This window comes from Streptomyces viridosporus, from assembly GCF_002078235.1.
Taxonomy (GTDB): Bacteria; Actinomycetota; Actinomycetes; order Streptomycetales; family Streptomycetaceae; genus Streptomyces; species Streptomyces viridosporus.
Genome location: NZ_MSGP01000679.1, coordinates 1 through 15,484, shown reverse-complemented (window position 1 = coordinate 15,484; position 15,484 = coordinate 1). Strand labels below are relative to the sequence as shown.

Genomic DNA, 15,484 nt, shown 5'->3' with positions numbered 1-15,484 from the left:
GTGGACCGCGCCACCATGAGCGGTGAGCGGCTGGCGGTGAAGCTGATCGAGTACGCGCGGCTGCATCAGTACGAGGCCCGGCCGGTCGGCCGGCGCCGGCGCGGCGCCGCGGAGCCCGGCTGGATGCGCTGGTACCCGGTCTTCCCCCGTCTGCTGTTCGTCCTCACCGGCGCCTCCCGCACCCGGCTGGAGGGCAGGATCGGCGACCTGCAGGCGATGGCCGCCCAGCACCCGCTCGTCGCCGCGTTCGCCCGCGAGGTGCCGCTGGGCGCCGCCGTGCTCGAGGACCTCGAACAGCACGGCCCCGCCCAGGCCGTGTGGACGCCCCTGACCGGCGGCACGCCCCGCCCCTGGAGCGACCTGTGATGCTGCCGGTCGCCCCTGCCGGCGGATACACGAGCGGGCCCCGGACCGTTTCGGTGGTGACTGAGCGCTTCGGGCGGCCGCTCTGCGTGTCACAGTTGGCCACGTCCCGTGTCCTCGGCCGGAAGGAGTGCGCCCGGTGAACGCGATTCCGCAACCGGACGGAACCGGAGGCGCGTGGCCGGATCGAGTGGCCGCCGTACGCCGCGCGCTCGCCGCGCACGGGCCGCCGCGCAGCCCCCGGGGCGGCCCGGACTTCGGCACCGTCACGCTGCCGGAGCGCGACGGCGATCAGATCCATGACCTGCTGGTGGAAGAGCGAGCCGGCACGGTCGTCGAGATCGGGCTCGCCTATGCCGGCTCGGCGCTGGCGATCGGCGAGGCCCTGCTGCGCACCGGTTCCCGACATCCCCGGCATGTGGTGATCGACCCGTTCCAGTACACGGCATACGACGGTGTCGGCTGGGAGCTGCTGTGCAGCGCCGGCCTGGACGCCATCGCCGAGCTGGTGACCGAACCCTCGCAGCGCTTCCTTCCCCGGCTGGCCGACGCGGGTTTCGTCGCGGACGCCGCGTTCGTCGACGGCAGCCACCACTTCCACAACGTATTCGTCGACCTCCACTTCCTGGGCGAGATCGTCCGGCCCGGCGGCATCGTGCTGCTCGACGACGTCTGGTGGCCATCGGTCGGCGCCGCCGCGGCGTACTTCGAGGCCAATCTGGGGTGGCATCCGCTACCGGGCGCCCCGGCCGACGGGACCACCGACCCGGCCCACGGCAAGCCGCGGACCGGCGCCTACCGGCTGCCCGACCCCCGCCCCACACCGGACTTCAAAGAATTCCGACCGTTCTGCTAATCCGGACGGGACGCGCAAAGCCCACCCGAACCAGACGACCGCGCCTCAGCCACAGCGACGGCACCACGTCGAGCCTGCGGCCAACACGAGTACTCGCTGTGGACCGGACCGCGGTGCGGTTGAAAGTCGGGCACGGCTGACGGTGACCGAGACCGTGCTGGCGTTCCTGCAGGACGCCCGCCGCCGCGGCGATGTGTGCCGGCCGCTGGACTGGATCCCCGAGGTCCACCACCCCCTCGGAGGCGGTGAAGCCGTCATCCCCGACGCCCTGCTCTACTACCAACGCCGCTCTGCAGACGGCGCCAGCGGTGCGGACCGTACGACCGGCACGGACGACGCGGACGACGCAGGCGACACGGACGGCACAGGCGGCACAGGCGGCGCGGACGGCGCGGACGGCGCGGACGGCGCGGACGGCGCGGACGGCGCCGGCGATACGGAGGGAACCAAGGGTGGGGTGATGCTACGGGCGTTCATCGAAGTCGACCGCGCCGCCATGGGACCCGAACGCCTCGCCTCGAAGATCGGCACCTACGCCCGCCTCCACCAGTACGCGCCCGCACCCGCGGCCCGGCCGCGGCAACAGCCCTTCCCCGAACCAGCACAGGAGACCTGGCGCCAGCGCTACCCGCTCTTCCCCCGGCTGCTGTTCGTCCTCGACGGCACCGGACCGGCAGGCGTCGAGACCCGCCTCCACGCCCTCCGGGCGGCCACCCGCGACATCGCGCTGGCCGGCTTCCTGCGCGACGTTCCTATCCTGGCGGCCCCACTGGCCGGCCTGCTCCAGCACGGCCCCGCCGCACCCGTCTGGCACCCCATCCCCGGCCCCGACCACGGTCAGCGGGTCGACTGGATGCACAACCGGCATCCCTAACCACCACCATGGCCAGAGCCGTGGTCGAGATCTGACCAGGCGCTGCGCAGACCCGCCCGCAGTCACCAGGGCCCCGACCACGGCCCCCACCACAGCAGGTCAACGCCATGCGCAGACACTGCGCAGCCGTCGAGCGCGCGGCAGGGGAAGCCCGGTGGGCGGTGGGGCACCATGCCACCGCCCCACACAGGTACGAGGAGCACGAGGCGGGGTGGCAGGACGGGCGGCTGGACGAGCTGGCAGACGTCCGGGTGCCGGCGGGAACACGGCGAGGCGGTGACGGACAAGACCTGGGAAGGTCACACGCCACCGCCCCACCGTAGAAGCAGCCCCGCCCCGACCACGAACCCAACCACGCAGACCAGCACACCGCGCACACCAAGACGGCGGGCTGCGCAGCCACCAGCCCATTGCGCACCGGCGGCACCGAAATGCATACCCGGCACCCCTGACCACCACCGTCAGAGCCATGGCCAGGATCGTGGCCAGGCCTCACACAGCCCTCGACCACGGACACCAGAACCCCGACCACGGACCCCACCACCGCAGGCCACAGCACTGCACAGGCCATTGCGCAGCGCCTGCGCAGCCGCACACCCGGCAAGACCACCAACTGCGCAACGCGCGCCCGCCAACTGCACAACACCCTCGCGGATGCGGGGAGCAGTCCGACTCCTTGCCGAAGGAGATGCCGTAGTTGGGACCATCCCCGCGGGTGCGGGGAGCAGGGAGGACCGCGGCGCGGGCTTCTCCTCGGTCTCGGCCTGCAGAACACCCCCGCGTCGGCGGGGAGGACGGGAATGCTCGGTACGGACATGATCACTTCTCCGGAACACCCCCGCGTCGGCGGGGAAGACCCCCACGCCCCCGCGTTGGAACACCCCCGCGTCGGCGGGGAAGACTGCCACAGCCACTTGCCCCAGCCGCCGACCGTCGGAACACCCCCGCATCGGCGGGGAGGACTCCCTGGACGGGCCCTGGACGCAGTTCGGCACCGGAACACCCCCGCATCGGCGGGGAGGACCGACAGGCGGGCGGCGAGCACGTCGATCGCGGCGGAACACCCCCGCATCGGCGGGGAGGACTGGTGCTCGTGGCAGGTCGCGGACGCCGCCGACGGAACACCCCCGCATCGGCGGGGAGGACTTCTTCGCCGCGTCCTTCGCGTCGTCGGCCACCGGAACACCCCCGCATCGGCGGGGAGGACACTTTCTGACCTGCACCCTAAGAAGGACTTTGCGTTTCCTTTACTCTTGGTGCGGCGGTCATACGGATCAGGGTAAGGCCGTCGAAGTCGACGGGGACCCGGCGACAGGTTCCCGCCGTGCGGATGGCGTAGCCCTGTTCCGCGGCGGCGGGGAGGACGAGCGGACGGGTATCGGCCGCCCCCGCGGGTTCGGAACACCCCCGCATCGGCGGAGAGAACGAGGCGTACCCGTGGTTCGTCGTCGCGCGTGTCGGAACACCCCCGCATCGGCGGGGAGGGCACGGACAGGCGACACCTGGTATTCCGGCCGATCGGAACACCCCACGTCGGCGGGGAGGACCACTACCTGGCCGCCTGGCTGCGCATCATGGCCGGAGCACCCCCGCGTCGGCGGGGAGGACGGCGGCGTCGCCTTTCAGGCCCGCGCGGATGTCGGAACACCCCCGCGTCGGCGGGGAGGACCATCGCCACGTCGCGCCGTCGCCGACGTACAGCGGAACACCCCCGCGTCGGCGGGGAGGACGAGTTCGAGCCGGTACTTCTCGAGGCCGTCGGCGGAACACCCCCGCGTCGGCGGGGAGGACTGGGCCCGGCACTCGCGGTCGATGAACGGCTACGGAACACCCCCGCGTCGGCGGGGAGGACTCGTCGTGGCGGCCGCGGCCGCCGGATGGATGCGGAACACCCCCGCGTCGGCGGGGAGGACGGCACCCGGGGCGGTTCCCCCGGGGCAAGCACCGGAACACCCCGCGTCGGCGGGGAGGACCCGGCCGGGATGATCCGGGACGGGATGACAGGCGGAACACCCCCGCGTCGGCGGGGAGGACGACGTCGGTGGCCGTGCGGCCGCATGGTCCGCCGGAACACCCCCGCGTCGGCGGGGAGGACGTGCCGAGCAGCCGCTCCCGGTCGGTGAACAGCGGAACACCCCCGCGTCGGCGGGGAGGACCCGCCTGATGACGACGAGCACGACGGTCGGGGCGGAACACCCCCGCGTCGGCGGGGAGGACACTTCCTGACCTGCACCTTAAGAGGGGGTTTGCGTTTCCTTTACTCTTGGTGCGGCGGTCATACGGATCAGGGTAAGGCCGTCGAAATCGACGGGGACCCGGCGACGGGTTCCCGCGGTGCGGATGGCGTAGCCCTGTTCCGTGGCGGCGGGGTGGACGAGGAGGGCGGCGCCGAGACCCACGACTTCGGTGACGGCGTGCCAGAGTTCGTCGCGGACGCGGGTGGAGACGCTGCCGACGAAGATGCCGGGGACTACTTCGCTGGTCCATCGGCTGAGGGCGCCGCGCAGGTGGTCGGGGACCGCGGTGGTGGCGATGACGACCATGGAGGGCATCAGCCTTCTCCTTTGGCGTAGTTGACGCCTGCGGGGAGGACTCCGGCTTTGGGGTCCCAGAGGTGGACCATGCGTACGTCGCGCCGTTCGGAGTGTTCCTCGTCGGTGTCGTCGTCGGCTGTGGTCGTGTGGGGCGGGGTGAGCAGGGCCTGGACGTTTTGGACGATGCGGGGCAGGAGGCGTAGGAGTCGGAGGTCTTCGCGGAAGCGGCGGCGTGCTTCTTGTTCGGGGTGGTCGGAGTCGTGGAGGGCGAAGGCGAGGGGGAGTGTGATCTCGGCTTTGTAGAGGTCGGCGATGTCGTAGACGAAGGCGTGCTGGGTGCCGGCGTGGACGTAGCCGAGGGCGGGGGAGAGTCCGAGGGCGAGCAGGGCGGCGTGGACGATGCCGTACAGGCAGGTGTTGGCGGCGGACAGGGCGAGGTTGACGGGGTCCTGGGTGTCCCATTGGTCGGGCCGGTAGTTGCGGCGGAAGCGTCCGATGCCGTGCTGCTGCGCGAGGATCTTGTAGAAGGCCTTCATGCGCTGGCCTTCCATGCCGCGGAGCTGGTCCAGGGTGACGGAGTCGGGGAGGTCGGCGTCCTTGAAGCGCATCCGGTACATGCGGACGGCGACCTTAAGGCGGCGTGCCGGGTCGGCCCACGTGGCGACCTGTTGTTCGAGCCAGTGGGTGGTGAGGGAGTCCGGGAGGATGCCGGCGTAGGCGCGGACGCCGCCTGCTCCGACGCAGACGACGCTGGTGCCGTGGCGGGCGAGGGTGGTCAGGGCCGGGGTGGTGATGGACACGCCCGGGCCCAGAAGCAGGCAGGACAGGGCGGCGGCGGGGAGGTAGACGAGGTCGGTGCGGTGGTCGTCGGTCTGGACCTGCGCGCACACCCCGGTGTCGTCCTGCACCACGCGGACCATGTCCAGATAGAGGAAGGACAGGGAGTCCGCGACGCGGGGCAGCATGGCCAGGGTGGGGGCGGCCAGGCGCCTGCGCGCCTGGCCGCCCCGCCGTGGCGCGCTCACGCGGTGGTCGCGGGGGCGAGGCTGAGCAGGCCCGCGCCGTAGGGTTTGCCGCGTCCGATGCCGTGGAGGACGGCGTTTTGGAGGGCATGGGGGTCGGTGACGGTGGCGGTGCCGTCGTAACGGATCAGGCTGTGCCGCATGCGCGGGGCGTCTTGGCCGCGGGGGCGGGCCGGCTCCATGCTGGTGGGGGTCAGGACGTGGAGGTCAAGGCCGGCTTCGGTGGCCCGGCGGAGCCACCACTGGTCGGCGTCGGCGCCGGAGAGCGGGAGGAGGGTGCTGGAGGTGTCGGTCTCCTCCAGGCGGTACAGCAGGCCAGCCTGCTGTCGGGGGGCGTCGCCGAGGTTGTCGGGGACCATCCGCATGACGGTGCGGTGCATCTGGGTGGCGTCGCGCAGGTCCCGCTGCACGTCGCGGCTGTGCGGGTTGAGGCGGATGCGTGCGATCACCGGGTGGTCGTTCATGCGCTTTCCTCGAGGTGGGCAGTCGATCAGGCGCTGCATCAGGGTCTGTGGGGGGCCTGCCAGGGAGCGGGGCACCGGTAGCTGGGTGCGGTGGAGGCGGCGGCCGGTGTGGCTGCGCCAGGCGCAGGCGAGGATCGCGGAACTGACGTCCTCCCCGCCGACGCGGGGGTGTTCCGGATCTGCGCATCGTCATGGCCCACTACCGGGTGTCCCCCGCCGGCGCGGGGGTGTTTCGCCGCCGAAGTGGCCGGACGCCCCGGTGAGGTCGTGCTTCCCGCCAACGCGGGGGTGCTCCGTGGGTGGTCCCCGAGCCGCGGTGTGCCTGTGCGTCCTCCCCGCCGACACGGGGATGTTCCGGTCCCTTCCAGCACTGCGGTTCGAATGCCCATGTCTTCCCCGCCGCCGTGGGGTGTTCCGACGTCCCACTCGTACGCGTTCGCGCCGTGGGGTCCTCCTCACCGACGTGGGGGTATCTCTTTCCCACGGGTCGCCCCCGGCGTCGGCGGGGAGGACGTCGAGGTACAAGAAGCACAGGGAGTCGGCGACGCCGGGGAAGCAAGGCCAGGGCGGTCACAGCCAGGCGCTTATGGGCCTGGCCGCCGTCGAAGGTGGGCTCATGCGGCTGCGCGGGCAAGGCTGAGCAGGCCAGCGCCGTAAGACTTGGCCCGTCCGATGCCGACCAGTACGGCCTCGGCCAGGGCGTCAGGGTCGGTGACGGTGGCGGTGCCGTCATAGCGCACCAGGTGATGCCGCACGGCGGCGGCGCTGTCGCCGCTGCCGTGCACGGCAGCGACCAGGGTGGGCAGCGCTGTGGTCAGGTGCAGTCCGGCCTCGTGGGCGCGGCGTGCCCACCACTGGTCGGCGTCCGGTCCGGTGAGCGCGATGCGTTTGCCACGTCGGCCCTTGTTCTCCAGTGGCAGGCGTTCGGTTTTGACCGGGTTGACGACGATGCGGTAGCGGACGGCGAGGCCCTTCTGAAGGGCGTTGAACACCGGGGTGAGGTCTTTGACATCGGCGTGGCCGTAGTCGTCGGGCAGGCGTGTCGGGTCGAGGGCGGTGGCCTGGACCAGGAGCGTGCTGAAGGTGTCGGTTACGTCGAGGCGGTACAGGAGCCCGGCCGCCTGCCGGGGACTGTCGCCCAGGCCGTCGGGTACCAGACGCATAAGGGTGCGGTGCATGTCGGTAGCGTTGCGCAGGTCGCGCTGGACGGCGCGGCTGTGGGGATTGAGGCGGATGCGGGCGAGGGCCGCGCCGGGGCTCATGCGGCGGCCTCCTTCATGGCGTAGTGGATCAGCTTCGTGGGCGAGGTGTGGGGCCGGTAACCAGGTGCAGGGAGTAGCGTTTCCCGGTGTGGTAGAGCTGGCGTCGTCCGTAATTGCGGCCGTGTAGGGCGAAGTAGAGGGGCATGTCGTACACGGTGAGCGCGTCTGCTTCGCCGGCCGCCGGGCCGGTCCACCCGGACGGTGAACTCCAGAGTCGCGTACCGGTCGAGTGCGTCTGTGTCCTGGCGGGTGATGCCCTGCGCCGCGGCAAGCGCGCCGAGCAGCGCGGAGCGCCTGGGGGACGGGGCGGTGTCCCCGTCGGGGGTGAACGCCGAGCGTTCGCCCTCGGACTGCGTCGGGCCGGCCAGCTGGAGCACGAGCCCGTTCACGCCCGCGCCCTGGCGGAGCAGGCAGCGTCGATGAGGGTGTAGCAGGAGTCGTACACCGTTTCGAGCGTGTCGGGGAACATCTGCACCATGCGCTGGCGCAGTCGGGTGCCTTGCACATTGCCGCTCAGTTCGGCGGGCCTCGCGAGAGCAGGGCACGATGGGGGCCGGCCATACAGTCACCGGGTGCTCCTTTCCGCCGTCGCGAAGTGGGTGTCGATGTAGCTCTGGAGCGTCTCCAGGTAGCCGGCGCCGAAGCCTTTGTAGGCGGCGTCCGGCAGGTGCACGGCGCGCCGGTACAGCGGCCGAGGCCGGTACTGGCGCGCCAGTGGTGCGAATGACATCGGCTCGTCGGTGACCTCGCCGCTGTGGTGGTCCCCGTCGCCCTTGTCCGGGGCGTCGGAGCTCACGGGGAGCGCACCGAGCGGTCTGTCGCCGTAGAACTCAATCGGCTGCCGGCCGCTGCGCGGCCTCTTGGCCGCCAAGGGCAGCTGTACCAGGTGGCGCAGCGGATCTTCCCCGCAGCCCAGCAGGATCGGGCCTTCCGGCGGGCATGACCGGCGGCCGAGGAAGAGCGGCCAGTACGGGGCACGCAGGGCAGCGGCGCACGCGTGCAGCAGCGCTTCATCATCGGACGTCAGCGCGAGCGTGAAAGCAGCGTCGGCCAGGTACTGGCGCCTGGATACCAGAGTGCCCTTACCCTCGGGGCGGTGTTTTCCATCGACGGTGATCACTGTCTCATCGGCGGGCAGTCCACCGCCGACGGTGTGGAAGTCGGACAGCACGACACCGGGTCGGTCGACACGTACCGTCATCGACAGCTCCGTGAGGTCGTCCAAGGACGCCTGGCGCACTCGCCCGAGACCTGCGGCTAGCATGCCCACGATGCCGGACCGGGTGGGGAATCGGGCTGTGTCACGCCGCGCGTACTTGCTGTGCGTGCCCCAGGACTGGAGTGGGCCTGCCAGACGCAACAGCAGCCCTCGGGAGGGGCGGTCGGTCACTGCGGGGCCTCGGCGAGAGCGAAGTCGACAGCGGCGGTGACGAGAATCTCGAAGGACGAGTGACGCTCGCCGAGGTGCTCGAGCTTGTCGAACTGGAGGGAAGCATGTGCCGCGTGCAGAACGCGGTCGGGGCCGAGGAGAGTGTTCGCGGCCTTGGCGTACGCATCGATGCCTTCCACGGAGCGCCCGACGAAGCCGCCGTGTCCGGCTGACCGTACGGGTTCCTCGAAGGCTGCGGCGAACGACAGCGGCCGGTCGGAGCGGACCGCCACGTGGACCAGGTGCGGGATGGTGTGCGGGGCGGTGGAGTTCTTCTTCGCCTGCGGCAGGGACTCGATGAAGGAGAGCAGGAACTGGCCGACGAGCTCGCGGGCGGCATCGAGTGCGATGTCGCTGTCATCGCTCAGGTTCTTGATGAGTTCCTTGAGATCGACGGTGGCGAACCGGTAGAAGGTGCCGGTGCTGAACTCGGCAGTGCCCATGTGGCCACTGCCCGTTTCATCGTCCTTCGCTTCGGTGACATCGTCGACAGCTGCGAAGTAGTCGAGTTCGACCTCAGTGGTGTGCGTGGTGAAGGCGTGCGCGACCTGGACGGCACCGTCGACATTGGCCTGGTCGACCTCGGTGAGCATGCGGCCGAAGAGGTTGATGACCCCGTTCTTTTTGACAAGGATCTTGTCGATCTTCCCTTTCAGGGCGCTTTCGGGCTTGTTCTTTCCTTTGCCGGTGAAGTCGGTCGTGAGCGCGTCCTTGTTGGCTTCGGCGATGTCGGCCAAGTCCTCGACAGCGTCTTCGGGAAGATAGACGAGCGCGTTGGTCAGGACCTTGTTCGTGATGGGCTGCTTGTCCTTACCCTTGGCCACCTCCCACTTGATGCTGCTCCCCGCCGCGACGTGCGCGCCCGCGCGTTCGGCAAGCGCCTTGTCCCACCCACGCTCGCGAAGCACCTCGGCGACCCGCTCACCGATACGGCGTGTGCGCAGCGCGTTCTCGCCGAGCGTGTCCTGGAAGTGCTTGCGGGTGGCCCGCTTCCAGGACTGGCTGGAGATGCGGGTACGCAGGGCGTCGCCGTAGAGCATGCTTTTCACCGAATTGGTGTCGTCCCGATTCAGGTTCGCGTAGGGAACGGGTTGGACGATGTGGATGTCGATGAAGCGTGGCTTGAGGTTCATCGGGGATCTCCTGTGGGTGAGGGTCAGTCCTGGTCGGCGCCGGCCGTGATCCGGTAGAAGTCCTGCAGCCAGCGGCGGCTGATACGCCCCGACTGGTACTGCCAGTCGACGAGGTCTGCCAGCAGCTGTTCCCAGTCGATGGAGGCGTCGGTGGTGCGTACCTGATTCACCGCAGCAGGGAGGTGCAGGTGGATACCGCGGAGGCTCTGCCGCGTCAGGAGGTTGATACGGCTCTCTGCGGCGCTCATCCGCATCGAGGTGCCCTTTGCGGTGACGGCTTGGCCCAGGGTGGCACCGAACGAGGAGCCATACGGGGTCGGCCCGGGCGGAGTCCCCCTCTCGTCCGGTTCTCCCTCCTCCCGAGGAGCCTGCTTCTTTGCCCCGTGTTCGTCTGCGGTGTCTTCGTCGTCTCCCTGGTCGGGTGAGAAGGCGTGTCGGGGCTGAGCCGCGATCAACGAGGCTACCGTGTAATGAGCCTGCGCTGTCTTGTCGTCGCACCCTTCCGGCAGTCGCGGCGTCAGCAGCCGGTGCATGGGGCGTGTGCGCGGGTGATCCAGGTCGCGGCGCAGGCCCGCGCGCAGCGCCGCACGGGCACCGGGGTCTGTGCGGCACAGATGTTCGATGTGCGCGGTGAATGCGGCGTACGTGGCGCGATTTCTCTGCCGCTTGCTCGCTTCAGAAGCTTGGAAGGTCACAGCTTGTCCTCGGGTCGGCGGGCGACGGTCACGACTTCTTGGCCGCACTTTTCGTCGCCGGTTGCTCCATCGCTTTGTGCGGGTCTTTCAGGGCGGCGAGAATGATGGCCTTCGCCCTGGTGACGGCCTTGGCGCCCCGTGGTGTGCGCGTCACGGAGCCGGTCACTGCCTCGTAGGCGTCGAGCGCGTGCCGCCCGAAGGCTCGGCACGCGGCCTCGAAGTCGAATCCGGTGTCCATGGCGCCGCCAGAGCGTGTCAACTGCCTAAACCGCGACCAGAACTCGTCCTCCGCCGACGGCCAGTACCGTGCCGCGACCGCGTCCAGCCAGGCCCCCGGATCGTTCTTCTTGTCATCCGTGTACTTCAGCCAGGCTTCCTTGGTGGCCTGCTCCAGCCGGTGCCCGAAGAGCTCGCCGAGTTCGCGGAGCTGGCGTACGGGCCGCTCGGTGCTCGCCGCATCCTCTTCCACTCGGGACAGGAGCACCGGGGTCACGGAGTCGACATACTGGTGGTTGGCTGCCTGGCTGGCGTCCTGTTCGAAGCCGAGGGCGCGTACCCGTAAGTACTCGCTGACGTCGAAGGCATGATCCATGACCTTCGGCTGGATGGGGTGTGCGTCGTCCAGTTGCTTGAGCAGGAGGGCGTCGATGTCGCGCCACAGAGAACGGGAGGAGTTTGCGAGGCGGGGGGATGTCTTCCCGTCCTTGGTGATGTCCCAGATCAGGTAGTCGTCTTCCGGCCGGATCCGCTCGGCGTCATAGGCCCAGGTGATGTACGCGTCGGCCGTATGCTCGCCGTCCGGGGCGGGGACGAGACAGAGTGCGTGCTGTGAACAGGCGGTGAGCCGTGAGCAGGGGCCCTGCGGCTCGGGCATCGGCTTGAGCGGGTCTGGGAGGTCTTCGCGCTCCCACGGGCACAGGTCAGTGTGCCGGCTGACGTCACCGTCCGGCGGTGTGAGACCGGCCAGCAGGGTCAGGAGCAGGTTGTCGCACTGCGGGTGGTACGACAGCGCGGCTCGCAGGGGTGAAGCCTTCGCATAGTGGCTCCTCACTTGCCCGACCGCGCGTCTCGAAAGGGCGCCGGGGTCTCCCCAGTAATGCCAGGTCAGCAGGGATAATGCCGTCTGCGAAAGATCGAGAGGTACGGGACTGTCGTGGCTCCAGTGCTCGAACCAGGAGTGGTTGTTGCCCGCTGCCCGGCTCATGACCAGCTTGTGGACGCCGGCAGTGTTGTTCCTGTCGCACTGGTCAGGGAGGCGGGGGTCCTGGAGCCACGGACGATCGCCATCGAACAGGTTAAAGCGGTGGCTCCACTGACCGAAGTAGCCTTCGATGCCGGCTTTGCGGCCGTCAGGCAGGTCGATGCTCTGCTCAGGAAACCCCTGTTCGAGGACCTGTTCCCGCCGGTCGCCCCAGCTTCCGGGCCCTGCCTCGTCCAGAGCGGTGATCCGGGCGGTCAGCGCGTACAGCAAGCGCAGCAGCGCCGAGTGAGCCGGAGCTTCCGGGACCAGCAGAGTACGGATCTCTCGGGCATGCACAAACAGATCCCTGAGCCCCACTTCAGGTGGACCCGACTGCCCCTTCCCCCACGCGACCGGAATCCATGGCTGGTCGATCAGATTCGACGCAGACGTAATCACGCCCCCTCCCCCCCCATCGTTGCACGTCACGGAATACTAGAAGGACAAGCGGGAAGGATGTGGGCCGTTAAGGCAACTGATCGACAGTCAGGCCCAGTCCGCTTAAGTGGAAGCGGCGCCCCTCGCCGGTTCGCACCCACGTACCGTCTTCCGGGGTCATGTTCAGCCGGAGGACAGTCTTGAGGGCGGCCATGCCGCGCCAGACGCTGTTTGCATCGCCCGTCACGCCGTCGACGAGTCGCTGCGGTACTGGGATCAGATAGGGGACAAGCTGGCCCGGCTTCGGTCTGCGCTTGTTGGAGTCGAGCGCAAGCCTCTTCTCGAGGACCCCGTCCTCCAAGAGGGACCCCGGGTACAGGCACACCACATGCACCATCTCCTCGCCGAGCACGCAGGAGAGCAGTTCGGGCTCCATACCGGGGTGGTCGCGGCTCAGCAGGCCGAGGTCGCCATCAAGCTCCCGCGGTCCTGGCACCTGCAGCCAACCTGCAGTACCGGTGGCTCTTCGTTCTCGGACCGTCCGCCGGTTGTCCAGCTGCTGAAGCTCACGCGCCGCAGCCTCCTCCACCCTGTCGATGAGCTCGTCGGCGTACACCTCGTCCAACAGCAGGGACACTTCCTCCGGCATGGAAATCGTCCTGCCGGCCCCCAGGACTATGTCAGTACGCCGCACCAGCGCGACGTCGTCCAGTTCAGACTTGTTGTCCGCTCGGAGCACCACGAGCCGCGGCCGGTCGCCCGCGCCCTGTGCCGCACGGGCCAGCAGACCCGCGAGCGGCGCCGGCCCCGATACGACGAGGTCGAATCGCAGACCTCTGACGTGTTCCAGCATCGGCGTCGTCACCAGCGCGGAAGGACCGCTGACGCCGCCGTCGGGAGAGAAGGTGTCCCGGCAGGCCGCGAGACGCCGCCACCGGTCCTTGTTGCGCATCTGTTCATGGACCAGGGACACCTCGAGGCCGGGCAGGTCCTGCGAGAGCTGACGGAACGTACGGATGGCCTCCGCAGGCGTCGACCGGTAGACGACGGCCCTGCCGTTGCCGGCCTCGACCAGGGGCACAAGAGCCGCCTGGATCTCGTCGTACGGTGCACCATCAAGGACCTTGATGCTGAGCGTGCCAGCGCGAACGGCTCCCGCAGGCTGCCGAGGCAGGTGCCCGCCTCCGGACTGAGCATCCACGAACGACCACGCCGGCAACCGGCGAGGCTGCACCATCGGCTCCCTGCCCCCTCCAGCGCCACGGCGATAGGCCGCCAGCATCGCATCAACCGACTTGTCCGCAGACATCGCGGCCAGGACAACTGGAATCCGCAGCGCAGCGGCCCACTCCAGAAACCGGAGCATCAGCTTCTGCCCCCAGGCACCGCGGGCATGGGCCTCGTCCACCACGACGACCTTGCCGGAGAAGGCAAAGAGTCGCATCACGTTGAACTTCACCGGCATGACCGCCTGGAGAAGTTCGTCCACCGTCCCCGTGCCCAGCGCAGCAAGCAGCGCGCGGTGATGGGAGTTGAGCCAGCTGTTCGCTGCCGGGGCCCACTCCTCACCAGGCTCCGCGCTGACATCACCGGCCGCATGGGCCTGCGCCCACTGCTTCGCGGCTTCCGCCGGCTTCAACCGCGAAGAGCTGTGAAGCAGCAGCGACCGCCAGGGGCCCGTCAGGGCCTGCTCAGCGAAAGCATGCACCTGCGCCATGTGACTGTCAGCCGATGAACCGGTCGGCAGCGCATAGAAAAGACCACGCGCGCCCGCTGCATGCCCGAGGACCGCCGCTGCGCGAAGAGCCGCTTCCGTACGCTCCTCCGACGGCGAAGACGTCACCACCACCAAGCCCGGCCCGTGTTCGGTCACCAGATCAGGCAACTGGCCCTCCATGCTGGCCAGAAGGCTGGTCTCACCCGCACACCGAACCGAATCTGGCCGGGCGAAACCCGTCCCGAGCAGGTCGGTCTTCTGCACCAGACGAAGAGCCGCTTCGCGGGCGATCCTCCAGTAAGCGTCCAGGTCTTCAGGAGCCCCAGCCCATCCCTCCTCCCTGAGCCTGGCCCGGACCTCTACTTCGATGCTGGCCAGCCAGTCCGACAGAACCACCAGCCCTGTCAGAACGACAGCCGCTCCCGGCGTCATCCGCCCCTGCGGAACCGAGGCCGCCCCTGTCACTCTGCGCACCTCATCAAAGTGGACCCGCCGCTGCTCCTCCCACCCACCCGTTCCCAGACCGGGGTGACGGACGGCAGGGCACCTATAGTCCTTGCCGTAGACGACCGGGTGGTAGCGACCGCCGTGCCCACCGAGCATCTGGGCCACCGCGTGACTGAGCTGGGACTGCGGACGCCGCTTCGACGACGGATAACCGATCTCCTCGAAGATCCCCGCCAGCCACCAGTGCGCTGCCGCCTCGTGCGACTGCCTGTCCTGCGCGGCGCCAGCCGCGAATCCGTACCCCTGCTCACCGCCCAACTCCTGCGCCAGCAGCTCTCCATCCGCGTCCTTCGGGCCGCTCCGGTGGAGTTGGAACGGCACGCTGATCTTCCCGATGTCGTGCAGTCCCGCCCAGAACGCCGCGAGCGCCCGCACCTCCTCGTCCGGAACCTGCAGTGCCCCGACCACCATGCTCCGCTGGTGCGAGGTCAGCAGTTCATCCCAGACGACCTCCGCGACGGCTGCCGTATCCAGCAGATGACAGATCAAAGGGTGCGTGCGGTGAGCCCCACGGGCGCTCTTGCCCAGCCCGGCAGCCTTACCCCACAGGCGGGAGTCCAGGGACATGGGGTGCTCCTTGTCGCGGATGCAGTGCAGGTGTGCCTCAAAAGACCGCGGCAGAAAGACTCGACCGCAACTCCCCCATCATCCTGCTGCACCTCTTTGAAGACCGGAGGGGGGAAATTCCCTCAAGCATTGCCACACCAAAGTGTTTCCGCCGTAGAGTACATACCGCTGCACGCCTCCCTGGGAGGTGCGCGGAACCCCATTGACTCTCCAGGCGACGACAACGCCGAGACGAACGCACGACCCTCTCGAGGGATGTGGCGCGACCTCGGCCCAGTCTGCGCTCTGGAGATGCAGTGTCCCGGTTCCTGCACAGGTTCGTCCTGCGTCGCGAGGTGCTTCTCGGTACCTCACGCGTAGTGATCAGCGCGGTGATCCGTGCTCTGATCAGCGAACTCGTCAGCTGGCTCCTCTGAGCCAACGGTGACGGACCCCAGGGGTCC

12 protein-coding genes, 2 pseudogenes and 2 CRISPR repeat arrays are annotated in these 15,484 nt (G+C 69.2%); of the genes and pseudogenes, 3 read left to right on the top strand and 11 right to left on the bottom strand.

Annotated features, from left to right (window positions below):
- The 3 genes and pseudogenes from B7L92_RS35695 to B7L92_RS35685 form a co-directional block, all read left to right on the top strand.
- Positions 1–366 (top strand): annotated as a pseudogene (locus B7L92_RS35695) (replication-relaxation family protein); the annotation flags it as partial.
- Between the two features lie 136 nt (positions 367–502).
- Positions 503–1,219 (top strand): class I SAM-dependent methyltransferase, encoded by a 717-nt coding sequence (locus B7L92_RS35690; RefSeq protein WP_255311294.1) that lies wholly within the window; start codon positions 503–505, stop codon positions 1,217–1,219.
- A gap of 101 nt (positions 1,220–1,320) precedes the next feature.
- Positions 1,321–2,093: pseudogene (locus B7L92_RS35685) on the top strand (replication-relaxation family protein); the annotation flags it as partial.
- A gap of 873 nt (positions 2,094–2,966) precedes the next feature.
- Positions 2,967–3,300: a CRISPR direct-repeat array (repeat unit 29 nt).
- 17 nt (positions 3,301–3,317) lie between these two features.
- Here the strand turns inward: B7L92_RS35685 and B7L92_RS44055 are convergent.
- From B7L92_RS44055 to B7L92_RS35630, 11 genes are all read right to left on the bottom strand, one after another.
- Positions 3,318–3,506 (bottom strand): type I-E CRISPR-associated endoribonuclease Cas2, encoded by a 189-nt coding sequence (locus tag B7L92_RS44055; protein WP_497591969.1) that lies wholly within the window; start codon positions 3,504–3,506, stop codon positions 3,318–3,320.
- Between the two features lie 165 nt (positions 3,507–3,671).
- A CRISPR array of direct repeats spans positions 3,672–4,310; the repeat unit is 29 nt; unit sequence CGGAACACCCCCGCGTCGGCGGGGAGGAC.
- 17 nt (positions 4,311–4,327) lie between these two features.
- Positions 4,328–4,645, bottom strand: coding sequence for a type I-E CRISPR-associated endoribonuclease Cas2e (gene cas2e, locus B7L92_RS35675; RefSeq protein ID WP_081241347.1), 318 nt, complete (start codon positions 4,643–4,645; stop codon positions 4,328–4,330).
- On the bottom strand, positions 4,645–5,592 hold the full coding sequence (gene cas1e, locus B7L92_RS35670; RefSeq protein WP_081241348.1) for a type I-E CRISPR-associated endonuclease Cas1e: 948 nt from the start codon (positions 5,590–5,592) through the stop codon (positions 4,645–4,647). Before cas1e ends, cas2e begins: the two co-directional genes overlap by 1 nt.
- 56 nt (positions 5,593–5,648) lie before the next feature.
- Entirely contained in the window at positions 5,649–6,113 is a 465-nt protein-coding gene (locus B7L92_RS35665) for a type I-E CRISPR-associated protein Cas6/Cse3/CasE (RefSeq protein WP_081241346.1), read from the bottom strand.
- A gap of 614 nt (positions 6,114–6,727) precedes the next feature.
- The gene (gene cas6e, locus B7L92_RS35660; RefSeq protein ID WP_081241345.1) at positions 6,728–7,375 is read right to left on the bottom strand and encodes a type I-E CRISPR-associated protein Cas6/Cse3/CasE; all 648 of its coding nucleotides are present in this window, start codon (positions 7,373–7,375) and stop codon (positions 6,728–6,730) included.
- Positions 7,372–7,752 (bottom strand): type I-E CRISPR-associated protein Cas5/CasD, encoded by a 381-nt coding sequence (locus B7L92_RS35655; protein WP_255311295.1) that lies wholly within the window; start codon positions 7,750–7,752, stop codon positions 7,372–7,374. The genes cas6e and B7L92_RS35655 overlap by 4 nt, the downstream gene beginning before the upstream one ends.
- A 188-nt stretch (positions 7,753–7,940) precedes the next feature.
- Entirely contained in the window at positions 7,941–8,765 is an 825-nt protein-coding gene (cas5e, locus tag B7L92_RS35650) for a type I-E CRISPR-associated protein Cas5/CasD (protein WP_081241343.1), read from the bottom strand.
- Positions 8,762–9,937 (bottom strand): type I-E CRISPR-associated protein Cas7/Cse4/CasC, encoded by a 1,176-nt coding sequence (gene cas7e / locus B7L92_RS35645; protein ID WP_081241342.1) that lies wholly within the window; start codon positions 9,935–9,937, stop codon positions 8,762–8,764. Before cas7e ends, cas5e begins: the two co-directional genes overlap by 4 nt.
- A gap of 23 nt (positions 9,938–9,960) precedes the next feature.
- Complete coding sequence (gene casB / locus B7L92_RS35640) at positions 9,961–10,632, bottom strand: type I-E CRISPR-associated protein Cse2/CasB (protein WP_081241341.1); 672 nt, start codon at positions 10,630–10,632, stop codon at positions 9,961–9,963.
- A 28-nt stretch (positions 10,633–10,660) separates the two neighbouring features.
- On the bottom strand, positions 10,661–12,271 hold the full coding sequence (gene casA / locus B7L92_RS35635; RefSeq protein WP_081241340.1) for a type I-E CRISPR-associated protein Cse1/CasA: 1,611 nt from the start codon (positions 12,269–12,271) through the stop codon (positions 10,661–10,663).
- A 67-nt stretch (positions 12,272–12,338) separates the two neighbouring features.
- On the bottom strand, positions 12,339–15,041 hold the full coding sequence (locus B7L92_RS35630; RefSeq protein WP_081241339.1) for a CRISPR-associated endonuclease Cas3'': 2,703 nt from the start codon (positions 15,039–15,041) through the stop codon (positions 12,339–12,341).
- Positions 15,042–15,484 lie beyond the last annotated feature (443 nt).

Coding starts and splice junctions, on each gene's coding strand:
- cas1e (WP_081241348.1), bottom strand. CDS start 5,592: ATGCTGCCCCGCGTCGCGGACTCCCTGTCCTTCCTCTATCTGGACATG.
- B7L92_RS35630 (WP_081241339.1), bottom strand. CDS start 15,041: ATGTCCCTGGACTCCCGCCTGTGGGGTAAGGCTGCCGGGCTGGGCAAG.
- cas7e (WP_081241342.1), bottom strand. CDS start 9,937: ATGAACCTCAAGCCACGCTTCATCGACATCCACATCGTCCAACCCGTT.
- cas2e (WP_081241347.1), bottom strand. CDS start 4,645: ATGCCCTCCATGGTCGTCATCGCCACCACCGCGGTCCCCGACCACCTG.
- cas6e (WP_081241345.1), bottom strand. CDS start 7,375: ATGAGCCCCGGCGCGGCCCTCGCCCGCATCCGCCTCAATCCCCACAGC.
- B7L92_RS35665 (WP_081241346.1), bottom strand. CDS start 6,113: ATGAACGACCACCCGGTGATCGCACGCATCCGCCTCAACCCGCACAGC.
- B7L92_RS44055 (WP_497591969.1), bottom strand. CDS start 3,506: ATGCGGGGGTGTTCCGAACCCGCGGGGGCGGCCGATACCCGTCCGCTC.